We start from the raw sequence: 11578 nt of genomic DNA, 5'->3' as shown, positions 1-11578 counted from the left end.
CGGCCGCCGCAGGCGGCCGCACCGCGCCAAGACAGGTGGCAGCCGAGTGCTGCCGCACAGCAGGCGGCGTCGTCCCGCAGCCACCTCGCTGGATCCGTCCTCCGTCTTCTTCCGGACCTCAATTCGGGGAGTCGCAGTCGTGATCAGCAATCCAAGCAGGCACTGCACGGTGGAGCTGCAAGCCCTGCCGGCGCGGATAGGTCAGGTCCGCAGAATCGTGTCTGCACAATTGCGCTACTGGCATCTTGATTCCTTGATCGACCAGGCGGCGCTCGGTGTGACCGAGCTGCTGACCAATGTTCACCGGCACGCCCAGCCCGACAAGTTGTGCACGGTGGAGATCGAACTGCTGCTGGACCGGCTCACGGTCTCGGTCCACGACCACGATCCGCGCCTGCCGGTGCTGCGGGACGCCGACCTCACCGAGACCTGCGGCCGTGGTCTGGCCCTGGTCGCCGCAGTGAGCGAGAGCTGGGGCGCACGGCCCCACGGCGAGGCGGGGAAGGTCGTGTGGTTCACGCTGCCGACGCCCAGCGAGGACCCCGCGGAGCCCTTGGCGGTGCCGAAGCGTCCCTCGCACGGCGCCACGCACCGTCCGGCGCCGCGCAGACGCCGGGCCGAACACGCTCCCGCCCGGTCGGCCGTCGCAGGCTGACCGGGCGGTGACCGCTTGTTCCCGCGCCCGGCGGGGCGTGAGGGGCGCGGGGCGTGACCGTGTGCGCCGGGCGGACCGTCAGGCCGGTGCCGCGATCAGGTCAGTGCCGCGATCGGATCGTCGAGGACCGGCTGCCAGGCCAGCTCGGCCGCTCCGACGAGGCTGTTGTGGTCCAGGGTGCAGGGCAGTATCGGTACGCCTCCGCTGCGCCCCCACAGGCTGCGGTCGGCGACGACCGCGCGCAGCCGGTCGGGGTCGGCCTCCAGGAGGGTGCGGTGCAGGCCGCCGAGGATGATGCGGTCCGGGTTGAGGATGTTGACCAGGCCCGCCAGGCCCAGGCCCAGCCGGTCGATCAGCGTCTCGGCGGCCGTGCGGACGGCCGGGTCGCCGTACTGGGTGCGGACCAGGTCCTCGGCCTGCCGGAGCAGTGACACCACGGGTCCCGGATCGCGGCCGGCCGCCGTGAGCAGGGCCAGCGGGTCCGCCTCCACGTCGAGACAGCCGCGGCTGCCGCAGTGGCAGGGGCGCCCGCCCTCGGGGTTGACCGTGAGGTGCCCGACCTCCAGCGCCAGCCCCGAACTGCCGCGGTGCAGACGGCCGTCGAGCACCAGCGCGCCGCCGACGCCCCGGTGCCCGGTGGCCACGCACAGCAGGTCCCGCGCGCCGCGCCCCGCGCCGTGCCGGTGCTCGGCGAGGGCGGCGAGGTTGACGTCGTTCGCCGCGAACGCGGGTCCCGCGATCCCGGCGGCCCGCACCCGCTCCGCGAAGATCTCCCGCACGGGCGCGCCCGCGGGCCAGGCGAGGTGCAGCGGGGCCAGCGCGAGGCCCTCCGGTTCGGCGACCGCGGACGGTACGGCGAGCCCGGCGCCCACGCACCGCCGCCCGGTCCCCCGCAGCAGCTGAGCCCCGGCCTCGACGACCGAGCCGAGCACCTGCGCGGGGTCGGGGCCGACACTCTCGCAGCCGGGCGCGGTGGCGACGATCCGCCCGCCGAGCCCGACCAGCGCGGCGCGCCAGCCGTCGGCGTGCACCTGCGCGGCGAGGGCGACGGGACCGTCCCCGGCGACCTCCAGCCGGTGGGAGGGCCGCCCCTGGGACTTCCCGGCCGCACCCGGGTGCGCGTCGACCCGGATCAGCCCGAGCGCCTCCAGTTCGGCGGCGACGGCGCCCGCGGTCGCGCGGGTGACGCCGAGTTCGGCGGTGAGCACGGCCCGGGTCGGGGCGCGTGCGGTGTGCACGAGTTCCAGCGCCGGTCCGAGCGCTCCGCGCCCCCGGTCCAGCCGTGTCCGGGCGGTACCTCCGCCCGCCCCCCTGGGGGCCTCCTTGCCGTCCATGACCGCACAGTCTCCCATGATCCGCCCGTCGGGGGTCCCCGTCGGGCAGGTCACGATCTCCCGTCAGTCCGCGTCGAAACCGCTCACCCGCAGGGTCAGGTTGAGCCGCCCGGTCAGTCCCAGGCCGGGCGGCGCGGTGCCCGGGTACACCTTCGGCACGCCGTGGTAGGCGAGCCGGGACGCGCCGCCGAAGACGAACAGGTCGCCGCTGCGCAGCTCGACGTCCGTGTGGGGCCGGGCGCGCGTCGCGGTGTTGCCGAAGCGGAAGACGCAGGTGTCGCCGAGGCTCAGGGACACCACGGGGGCGTCGGACTCCTCGTCGCTGTCGCGGTGCATGCCCATGCGGGCGTCCCCGCCGTAGAAGTTGACCAGGGCGATGTCGTACGGGGCCGCGGCCGCGCCGGGCCCGAGGGCGTCCGCGACCGCGCTCCGGGCGAGCTCCCCCAGCCACTCCGGGAACGGTTTCACCGGGGCGCCGTCCCCGTCGGCGACCGTGCGGGCGTAGCGGTACGGGTACCAGTGCCAGCCGAGGCAGACCTGCCGGGCCGTCATGGTGGAGCCGCCGGGGGTGCGTACCGTGCGGAGTCCGGCGGGCGGCCGGGCCCACGCACGGCAGGCGTCGAGGAGCCGCCGCTGCCGGTCCGCGTCCAGCCAGTCGGGCACGTGCACGGCCGAGGGCGCGATCTCCGTACGGCTCCGGGGGAACAGCTCGGCGTCCATGGTCCCATCCTCGCCGATCCCCCCGCCCGTCCCCGCCGGGCGGGCCGCGACCTGCGGCTCGGCTAGCCTGGACCCACCATGAACGACCGGATGACCACGCCCTGGGACACGCTCGCGCTGACCCGTTTCCCCGAGGACCCCCGCGACCGGCTGCGCGCCTGGGACGCCGCCGACGAGTACCTGCTCGGTCACCTGGCTCAGAGCGGCACCGCGCCGTCCGGCACGGTCGTGGTCGTGGGCGACCGCTGGGGCGCGCTGACCACGGCGCTGGCGGCGCACCGCCCGGTCCAGATCACGGACTCGTACCTCACGCGGGAGGCGACCCGGGCGAACCTGGAGCGGGCCGGGGTGCCGGCCGGCTCGGTGCGCCTGCTCACCACCCAGGACCCGCCTCCCGGGCGGATCGACGTCCTGCTGGTGCGGGTGCCCAAGAGCCTCGCCCTGCTGGAGGACCAGCTGCTGCGGCTGGCGCCCGCGGTGCACGCGGACACGGTCGTCGTCGGCACCGGCATGGTGAAGGAGATCCACACCTCGACGCTGCGGCTGTTCGAACGCGTCCTCGGTCCGACCCGCACCTCGCTCGCGCGGAAGAAGGCCCGGCTGATCTTCTCGGTGCCGGACCCGGCCCTGCGGCGGGGCGAGAACCCCTGGCCGTTGCGCTACTCGCTCCCCGAGGACATCGGCCCCGTCTCCGGCCGCACCGTCGTCAACCACGCGGGGGTGTTCTGCGCCGACCGCCTCGACATCGGCACCCGGTTCTTCCTGAAGCACCTGCCTGACGTCCGCGGTCGTGACCGCGTCGTCGACCTGGGCTGCGGCAACGGCGTCGTGGGGACGGCGGTGGCGCTGGCCGCGCCGGAGGCCGAGGTGGTGTTCGTGGACGAGTCGTACCAGGCGGTGGCGTCCGCGGAGGCCACCCACCGGGCCAACACCGGCGGGAAGGCGGAGTTCCGCGTCGGCGACGGGCTGGCAGGGTTCGAGCCCGGCAGCGCCGACCTGGTGCTCAACAACCCGCCGTTCCACACCCACCAGGCGACGACGGACGCCACCGCGTGGCGGATGTTCACCGGGGCGAAGCGGGCGCTGCGTCCGGGCGGCGAGCTGTGGGTGGTCGGCAACCGCCACCTCGGCTACCACGTGAAGCTGCGCCGGCTCTTCGGCGACAGCCGGGTGGTGGCGAGCGACCCGAAGTTCGTGGTGCTCAGGGCGGTCAAGCGCTAGCCGGGTCCCGGCGCAGCACGTGGATCAGCCGGGCCACCGTCGCCGCCATGGCCTCGCGACCCGGTGCCAGGTACGTCCGCGGGTCCACCGCCTCCGGACGCGCCGCGAGGAACTCCCGCACCGCGCCCGTCATCGCGATGTTGAGGGCCGTGCCGATGTTGACCTTCGCGATGCCGCCCTCGACGGCCGCCCTCAGCTCGTCGTCGGGGACCCCGGAGGAGCCGTGCAGGACGAGCGGCACGTCCAGGGCGGCGTGCAGGCGCTTCAGCAGGGCGTGGTCGAGGGAGGCCGTGCGCGTGGTCATCGCGTGCGCGCTGCCGATGGCCACGGCCAGCGCGTCCACCCCGGAGTCGGCGACGAAGGCACGGGCCTCGCCGGGGTCGGTACGGGCACCGGGGGCGTGCGCGTCGAGGGGCGGCGCCCCGTGTTTCCCGCCGACCTGCCCCAGCTCGGCCTCGATCCACAGGCCCCGGGCGTGCGCCCAGTCGACGGCGGCGCGGGTGGCGGCGAGGTTCTCCGGGTACGGCAGCCGGGACGCGTCGTACATCACGGAGCCGAACCCGGCATCGGGCGCCCGGCGCAGCAGGTCGTCGTGCTGGACGTGGTCGAGGTGCAGGGCCACGGGCACGGCCGCGTGTCCGGCGGCGGCGGTGGCGGCCCGGGCCAGCGGCAGGAGGTGCCCGCCGTGGAAGCGCACCGCGTTCTCGCTGACCTGGAGGACGACGGGCGCGCCCGCGGTCTCGGCGCCCTGGACGACCGCCTCGACGTGCTCCAGGGTGATGACGTTGAACGCCGGGACCGCGGCGCGGGCGGCGGCGGCCGCGGCGACCAGTCCACCGGTGGTGACGAGCGGCACGGCTGTTCCCCTAGCTCTCTCGTGGGCCGGCGGCGTCGAGGACCACCGAGCGGGTGAGGTGCCGTGGCCGGTCCGGGTCGAGTCCGCGGGCGGCGGCCACGGCGAGGGCGAGCCGCTGGGCGCGGACCAGTCCGGCGAGCGGGTCGAGGCCGTCGGCCACCCAGGTCGCGCCGGTGTCCCGCACCTGTCCGGCCAGCCCGTCGGGCGCGGCACCGAGCATCCAGGTGGCCGTGCCGTAGGTCGTGACGCTGATCGGGCCGTGGCGGTACTCCATCGCCGGGTAGGCCTCCGCCCACGCCAGCGCGGCCTCACGCATCTTGAGGGCGGCCTCGGCGGCGAGCCCGACGGTCCAGCCGCGGCCGAGGAAGGTGAACTCCGTACAGCCGGCGAGGCCCTCGGGCAGCGGCCTGCCCAGCGCGGTGCGGGCGTCGGCGACGACCTCGTCGGTGTGCAGGCCGAGGTGGGCGCGGAGGAGGGTGAGCGCGGTGGTCGCGAACCGCGTCTGGACGACGGAGAGTTCGTCGGCGAAGTCCAGGACGACGAGGTCGTCGGCGGCCGTCGCCACCGGGGTGGCCGGGTCCGCGGTGAGGGCGACGGTGCGGGTGGTCCCCCGCAGCCCGCCGAGGAGGTCGAGGACCTCGGTGGTGGTGCCGGATCGGGTGAGGGCGACGACACGGTCGTACGGGCGGCCGTGGGGGAACTCGGAGGCGGGGTACGCGTCGGTCTCGCCCCGCCCGGATCCCTCGCGCAGGGCGGCGGCCGCCTGCGCCATGTAGTACGAGGTGCCGCACCCCACGATCGCCACGCGCTCCCCCGGCGCGGGCAGGACTCCCGCGTGACCGGCGGCCTCCTCGGCGGCGCGGGCCCAGCACTCGGGCTGGCTGTTCAGCTCGTCCTCGACGTGGCTCATGCCCCACCCCTCCCGCTCGATGCTCGTTTCTGCAAGATAAGGCCACCTTCCGAGCACAATCAAGCATGCGGACGCGTTCGGGGACGTATCGGCTGCGCTAGGGTCACCCGGAGATCGATGCGTCGAACGGAGGCTCGGATGTCGCGCGACGCCCGCTGGAAGGCGCTGCTCGGCCTGCTCGTCGAGCGGGGCCGGCTGGACGTCGAGGAGGCGGCGGCCGAGCTCGCCGTCTCCCCCGCGACGATCCGCCGCGACTTCGACGGGCTGGCCGAGCAGCAGATGCTCGTGCGCACCCGGGGCGGCGCGGTCGTCCACGGCGTCTCCTACGAGCTGCCGCTGCGCTACAAGACCGCCCGCCGCGCCCCGGAGAAGGAGCGCATCGCCCGGGCGGTCGCGGACCTGGTCGCCCCCGGCGAGACGGTGGGCCTGACCGGCGGCACGACCACCACGGAGGTGGCGCGGGCGCTGGCCGTCCGCGCCGACCTGGCCGCCGGCTCGCCCGCGCTGACCGTGGTGACCAACGCGCTCAACATCGCGGGCGAGCTGGCCGTGCGCCCCCAGTTCAAGATCGTGGTGACCGGCGGGGTCGCCCGCCCCTCCTCCTACGAACTCGTCGGGCCGCTCGCCGACGGGGTCCTGGGCCAGATCACCCTGGACGTGGCCGTGCTCGGTGTGGTCGCGCTCGACGTCCGCGACGGCGCGGCGGCGCACGACGAGGCGGAGGCGGCGGTCAACCGGCTGCTGTGCGAGCGCGCCGAACGCGTCGTCGTCGCGGCCGACTCCAGCAAGCTGGGACGGCGGGCGTTCGCCCGGATCTGCGCGACCGGGGCGGTGGACACCCTGGTCACGGACGCGGCGGCGGACGAGGGGGCGGTGCGGCGGTTCGAGGAGGCGGGGGTGCGGGTCCTCGCCGTCTGAGCGCCCGGGAGCGGCACCGCGTGGAGTCGTCGTGCGGCGCACGGGCCGCTCATCCGCCGGGGCTCGCGCAGATGTCCTCCGGCGGACGGAACGAGGGGGCACCGCGGTAGTCCTCGTCCATCCGCAGCCGTACGGTCTCCAACTGCCCGAGCAGCGTGTCGAGGCGGTCGTCCGCCGGGTGCCGGAAGTACTCCAGCACCGCCCGGTGGAAGGCGTCGCGCAGTTCGGGCGGCATGACGTCGGACGCGTCGAAGCACAGGGTGCGGGCCTCCTCCGTGAGCAGCCGGTGGATCCCGCGCTCGACGGGGTCGGCGGCCGGCCCCGGCGCGGACCCGGTCATGTCCGGGAAGAGCGGGCGCACCGCCGGATCCGCCTCCGCCCGCCAGCCCCGCCGCCCCTCCTCGCTCGACAGCCGCTCCACCAGTTCCTGGGCGCCCGGGTCGGCGCTGAACACGGCGGCCATGTCCCCCGCGACCTCGTACGCGCCGTCGTGCTCGGGCCGCCCGCCCAGGTAGCGGGCCGCCGGTTCCACGCGCACCTCGTCGTCCGCGTACAGGTAGCGCGCGAAGGCGCTCTGGTGCTCGTGCGTGCAGGGGAAGCCGGGCGAGTCGAGCAGCCCGCGCGGGCCGTCCGGCCCCGTCCCGCCCTCGTACGACGTGGTCAGGGAGTGCTCGACGGATTCCCGCGAACGCTCGCCCAGCAGCCGCGACCAGGTCGTCCAGGCGCGCCGGACGGCCTCGTGACGCCAGCTCGTCCGGCCCGTCGCCCACTCCTCGTAGACGCCCGGGCCCTCCTGGTGCAGCAGGATGTCCTCGATCCAGTCGGTGCCCGGCCAGCCGGAGGTCGCCTGCGAGGCGAGGCCCACGCACCACTCCGGATCGCCGTCCGGCGCGTCCTTCCGGCTCCACACCAGGCTCTTCAGGTCGACCTTCAGGGGCACCCAGTACCTGATGGCCCGGCTGTTGACGAGCAGGCTCGGCGCCCAGGGCGGATAGGCGCGGTCGGCGGCCTCCCCGGTGAGGGGGCGCAGCCGGCCGCGCCGGGCGTACTCGGTGAGTTCACCTATGCTGTTCAGGATCGCGACGTCCGGCGGGTCGTCCGCCTCCAGCTGGGACAGCAGCGTCTCGCGCAGCGAGCGGGTGCCCTCGTAGGTGTAGGTCCGCCCGCTGCCGTCGTCCAGTGTCCGCAGGGCGGCCTCGAAGGCCTCGCCCTCCTGCCCGGTCCACGGTCCGAGGACGACGAGCGGGTCGGGCCCGTCCGTCGCGCAGCCGGGGACCAGGGCGAGCAGGCAGGCCACGAGGAGGGCGCGCAGCAGGCGGGACGGTGTTCGGGTCACGAGACGGCTCCCGGGCGGACGACGACCAGGTACTCACGGCGGTAGGCGTGCAGGGCGCCGCCGGCCAGGGTGGCGGTGGCCAGTCCGGCGGGCAGGACGAAGGGGACGACGCCGTCGAGGAAGGCGAGCCGCCCGCCGGCCAGTTCGCCGTCGACGCGGGACGCCCGGTCCGCGACGGCGGTCGCGCCGGAACGGTCGAAGGGGCGCTCCTCGGCGTCGGTCTCGGCATCGGGCGAGGTGTCCTCGACGAGCGCGTCCGCGATCGGCACGGCCCCGGCCTGCGCCTCCTGCGCGCGCAGCGCGTCCCAGGTCAGCAGCGGGACGGCGAGCAGCGGCAGGGCGGCCACCGCCAGCGGGACGCTGAACCGGATGCGGAATCTGCGCCGCAGGAAGGTCCCGGTCCGCCACAGTCCGGCGCACAGCAGCGCGAAGGCGCCCCCGGAGACGACCGCGGCGGCGAGCACGCCGGGCCCCCAGGCGGCCCGCTCGGCGAGCCGGTCCCGCACCCGCTCCTCCAGGCCGATGAGGCGGTCCACGATCGAGGTCGCGCCGGAGCCCGTCGTCCGCTCGTCCGGCTCGCAGGCCGGCGGCCCCCCGGACCCGCCGTCCCGGTCGGCGTCGGCCGGTGCCGAGCAGAGCATGCTGCGCGCGTACCCGAGTTCGGCGTCCCGCAGGACGGGGTCGGTGGCGTGTCCCTGGGCGCGGGCGAGCCAGGCGGTGTAGTCCACGACCAGCGCGGAGACCACGCGCACCTCCTGCTCCTCGGCCACGGTGAGTGCCTCGCCGCGCACGACCTGGTTGAGGCTCTGGGTCGCCCGGGCCACCCGGACCCGGTAGCGCTCGCCGAGCCCGCCGAGCTCGGCCGCCCCGCCGTCCGCCAGGTTCTCCTCGGCCTCGCCCTGCGCGATGAGCAGCGACGCCCGGGCGTCCGCGAGGTCGACGAGCGCGGGCGCCAGCCGGTCCCGTACGTGCGCCAGGTCGCCGCGTACGTCGGCGTACGCCTGTCCGAACGTCCCGAACGCCACCAGGGCGAGCAGCGGCAGCGCCACGAGCCGGTCCCGCAGGTAGGCGCTGTTGCGGCGGCCCGCGGCCGACGGCCAGGCGTAGCGGCGGACGCGGCGGGCGAGTTCGACGGTTACGGCGGCGGTGGCGCGTGCGCCGCGGAGGACGCTCTGCCCGGTGCGGGCGGCGGTCTGCGCGCCGGCGCGGCGGCGACCGTACGGAGCCAGTCGGCGACTCTCTTCCCTAGCCATGGGCTGTCCCTGTGGTGGCGGAAGGCGAGCGGGCGGACCTCGTAGGCGCGGTCCAGGAGGGTCTCGGCGACGGGGGCGTCCCCGGGGTCCTCCGCACCGCCGGGGTCCGCGGACCGGGCGGCCTGGTGGGCGAGGGCGCGGTACAGCCGGGACAGGTTCTGCCGCAGGCCGGTCGCGTCGGCCGGGAAGGCGAGCCGCGGATCGGCGCCGGCGGCCAGCGCGGCGAGCCCCGCCGGGTCGAGGGTGCCGCGGTCGAGGGCGCCCTGCACGGCCTCCCAGACCTCGGCGGTCATCCGGGTGCGGGCCTGGTCGTCGGTGAGCCCGTGGGCGTGGAACAGCAGGGCGAGGCGCTCCAGCACCTCCCGCAGCCCGCCGCGCAGCTCGCCGCCGTCGGCGGCGGTCCGCAGGTGTTCGACGCCGATGCGGACGGCCGCCGTCCGGGCGGCGGTGCGGTGCCGGGAATGCTGGGGCACCGCGTCCAGGGCCCGGGCGGCCTCCTGCCGCGCCCGTTCGCCGCCGAGCGCGAGGCGGGCCCGTGCGGCGCCGAAGGCCGCGCTGCCCAGGGACGGGTTGCGCAGCCGTACCGCCTCGTAGAAGGTGAGCGCCTCCCGCCACCGGTCCAGGCGCTCGGCGCAGTACCCGAGGGCCAGTTTCGGGGCGTACTCGCCGGGGATCGAGGCGTAGACCCGGTCGAAGTGGCCCCGGGCGGCGGCCACCTGGCCGACGGCGAGCGCGAGGAGGCCGAGGTGCCAGTCCAGCCGCCAGTCGTAGGGGGCGCGCTCGGGGCCGATCAGCCGCTCGGCGGCGCGCAGTTCCCGCTCGGCCGCCCCGGGGCCGCCGTCCGGGGCGCGCAGTCTGAGCCGGCAGCGCAGCAGATGCACCTCCGCGGAGGCGCGCCAGTCCGCGGTGTGCTGCAGCAGGGCCTCGGGTGCGGCGTCGGCGAGCCTGCTCAGTCCGGCGTGGTGGGGGTCGTCCGGGTCGGGCCGGGGCACGGGCAGCCGCTGGGCGACCTGGGCGGGTGTCGGCAGTGCGTACGGGGAGGAGGCGGCGGGCGCGGCCCAGTGCGTGAGCGGGGGCGCGGAGCCGAGCGCCCCGTCGAGCGCGTAGGGCGACTGGAGGAAGAGCGGGGAGGGCTCGAAGGTCTCCAGGCCGGTGCGCAGGGATCTCAGTTCGCGGAATACGCCGCGCAGCTGCTGTTCCATCTCGCGGGCGTCGGCGAACCGTTCGGCCGGCTCGGTGCGGGTGGCGCGGCGCAGCACCCGGGCGAGCGAGACGAGCCCGAGTCCGTGCGGCGCGGGTGCGGTCATCCGGTCGGCGGCGGGTCCGGTCCGGGTGCCCGGCGCCCCGAGGTCGCCCAGTTCGGCCAGTTCACCGGGGGACGCGCCCAGCCCGCTGAGCCGTCTGAGGGTCTCGCCGAGGCTGAACAGGTCGTCCTGGCCGGTCGATCCGCCGCGCGGGTCGACGGTGGGGGCCCGGTAGCCGTCCGTGGTGTGCCCGGGGAGTCCGGCCTCGCGGACGCTGCCCACGTCGATGATCTTCGTCGAGGTGCCGTCGTGCATGACGTTGTCGGGCTTCAGGTCGCCGTACACCTTGGCGGGCCGGTCGGCGTGCAGGTGGCCGAGCGCGGACAGGATGCGGACGCCGTACGCGCACACGAACTCGTGGAAGCGGCTGCCGCCGAATTCGGCCGGGTTCAGCCGGGCCCGGGCCCGCACCTCCTCCAGCGTGAGCCCGTCCACGTACTGCAGCACCAGGAAGTCGCCGACCCCGGGATGGTGCCCGTAGTTGAAAACGCGGATGATGTCGTCGTGGTTGAGGTCGACCAGGGCCCGCCGCTCCCGGGCCAGGGCTCCCGCCTCGGCGGCCAGGTGCCCGGCGTGCAGCATCTTGATGGCGACCTCGCGGTCGTCGACCTTCGTGTCCAGCGCGAGGTAGACCTCGCCCAGCCCGCCGTAGCCGAGCGGTCTGATCAGCCGGTACTGGCCGGCCAGCAGCCGTCCGGGCGGCAGCGGGAGGCCGTCGGTGACGCCGCCCAGCGAGGCCGCGCGCTCCAGCAGGGTGATCGCGGGCAGCAGGGTGGGATCGGGGTTCTCCCCGGGGAGCTCTACGTGCGCGGCGCGCAGGGGTGCCGTCCCGCCGACGACGACGAGCGGCCCCAACGACCCGCCGGAGCCCGCCCCTTCGGCCGACGCGCCCCCGTACGCATCCCCCTCCATGCCTCTACAGCATAGGACGGAGCGCCGGGATTGCGCCCCGGCGTGCCGCATGCGGGCGGTGGTGCCACCGGGGAGCGGCCGCGCCCGTGGGCGCCCGCACACCGGGACGGCCGCCGGGGAGCAAGACGGCCCTCGCTCCCCGGCGGCCGTGTCCCGGCG

General features: G+C 75.9%; 10 protein-coding genes. 3 read left to right on the top strand and 7 right to left on the bottom strand.

The genetic code is table 11. The annotated features are described in order from the left end of the window. The first annotated feature begins 139 nt into the window (after positions 1–139). The gene (locus UW392_RS31120) at positions 140–655 is read left to right on the top strand and encodes an ATP-binding protein (RefSeq protein ID WP_320778498.1); all 516 of its coding nucleotides are present in this window, start codon (positions 140–142) and stop codon (positions 653–655) included. Positions 656–750: 95 nt separating this feature from the next. Here the strand turns inward: UW392_RS31120 and UW392_RS31115 are convergent, their stop codons facing one another. Both UW392_RS31115 and UW392_RS31110 read right to left on the bottom strand, forming a co-directional pair. Continuing rightward, a complete protein-coding gene (locus UW392_RS31115; RefSeq protein WP_320778497.1) occupies positions 751–1989 on the bottom strand; it encodes an ROK family protein in 1239 nt (412 codons plus the stop codon). A 63-nt stretch (positions 1990–2052) separates the two neighbouring features. After that, complete coding sequence (locus UW392_RS31110; RefSeq protein WP_320778496.1) at positions 2053–2709, bottom strand: alpha-ketoglutarate-dependent dioxygenase AlkB; 657 nt, start codon at positions 2707–2709, stop codon at positions 2053–2055. Positions 2710–2787: 78 nt separating this feature from the next. Here UW392_RS31110 and UW392_RS31105 point away from each other — a divergent pair, with 78 nt between their 5' ends. Next, positions 2788–3930 carry a methyltransferase gene (locus tag UW392_RS31105; RefSeq protein ID WP_320778495.1) on the top strand — a complete coding sequence of 381 codons (1143 nt, stop codon included), beginning with the start codon at positions 2788–2790 and terminating at the stop codon, positions 3928–3930. Here UW392_RS31105 and UW392_RS31100 read toward each other — a convergent pair. Beyond that, positions 3920–4786, bottom strand: coding sequence for a class II fructose-bisphosphate aldolase (locus UW392_RS31100; protein WP_320778494.1), 867 nt, complete (start codon positions 4784–4786; stop codon positions 3920–3922). The genes UW392_RS31105 and UW392_RS31100 overlap by 11 nt on opposite strands. 10 nt (positions 4787–4796) lie before the next feature. Then, complete coding sequence (locus UW392_RS31095) at positions 4797–5696, bottom strand: sugar isomerase (protein ID WP_320778493.1); 900 nt, start codon at positions 5694–5696, stop codon at positions 4797–4799. Positions 5697–5834: 138 nt separating this feature from the next. Here UW392_RS31095 and UW392_RS31090 point away from each other — a divergent pair, with 138 nt between their 5' ends. Continuing rightward, complete coding sequence (locus tag UW392_RS31090; protein WP_320778492.1) at positions 5835–6614, top strand: DeoR/GlpR family DNA-binding transcription regulator; 780 nt, start codon at positions 5835–5837, stop codon at positions 6612–6614. Positions 6615–6663: 49 nt separating this feature from the next. On the opposite strand, the gene UW392_RS31085 is transcribed toward UW392_RS31090, so the two are convergent. From UW392_RS31085 to UW392_RS31075, 3 genes are read right to left on the bottom strand one after another with little or no spacing between them, the layout of a single operon-like run. Further along, positions 6664–7950: an extracellular solute-binding protein gene (locus UW392_RS31085; RefSeq protein WP_320778491.1), complete on the bottom strand. Its 1287-nt coding sequence runs from the start codon at positions 7948–7950 to the stop codon at positions 6664–6666. Beyond that, a complete protein-coding gene (locus UW392_RS31080) occupies positions 7947–9203 on the bottom strand; it encodes a hypothetical protein (protein WP_320778490.1) in 1257 nt (418 codons plus the stop codon). Before UW392_RS31080 ends, UW392_RS31085 begins: the two co-directional genes overlap by 4 nt. Beyond that, a complete protein-coding gene (locus tag UW392_RS31075; RefSeq protein ID WP_320778489.1) occupies positions 9086–11419 on the bottom strand; it encodes a serine/threonine protein kinase in 2334 nt (777 codons plus the stop codon). Before UW392_RS31075 ends, UW392_RS31080 begins: the two co-directional genes overlap by 118 nt. Between the last annotated feature and the right edge of the window lie 159 nt (positions 11420–11578).

The sequence above is a fragment of the Streptomyces sp. CRN 30 genome (genome assembly GCF_034105845.1).
Note: the sequence above shows the minus strand (reverse complement) of the source record. Positions and strands in the feature narration are given on the sequence as shown.

Bases quoted from the DNA above. Each gene is read 5' to 3' on its own strand.
- UW392_RS31080 (WP_320778490.1), bottom strand. From the start codon at position 9,203: ATGGCTAGGGAAGAGAGTCGCCGACTGGCTCCGTACGGTCGCCGCCGC.
- UW392_RS31115 (WP_320778497.1), bottom strand. From the start codon at position 1,989: ATGGACGGCAAGGAGGCCCCCAGGGGGGCGGGCGGAGGTACCGCCCGG.
- UW392_RS31075 (WP_320778489.1), bottom strand. From the start codon at position 11,419: ATGGAGGGGGATGCGTACGGGGGCGCGTCGGCCGAAGGGGCGGGCTCC.
- UW392_RS31090 (WP_320778492.1), top strand. From the start codon at position 5,835: ATGTCGCGCGACGCCCGCTGGAAGGCGCTGCTCGGCCTGCTCGTCGAG.
- UW392_RS31095 (WP_320778493.1), bottom strand. From the start codon at position 5,696: ATGAGCCACGTCGAGGACGAGCTGAACAGCCAGCCCGAGTGCTGGGCC.
- UW392_RS31110 (WP_320778496.1), bottom strand. From the start codon at position 2,709: ATGGACGCCGAGCTGTTCCCCCGGAGCCGTACGGAGATCGCGCCCTCG.
- UW392_RS31105 (WP_320778495.1), top strand. From the start codon at position 2,788: ATGAACGACCGGATGACCACGCCCTGGGACACGCTCGCGCTGACCCGT.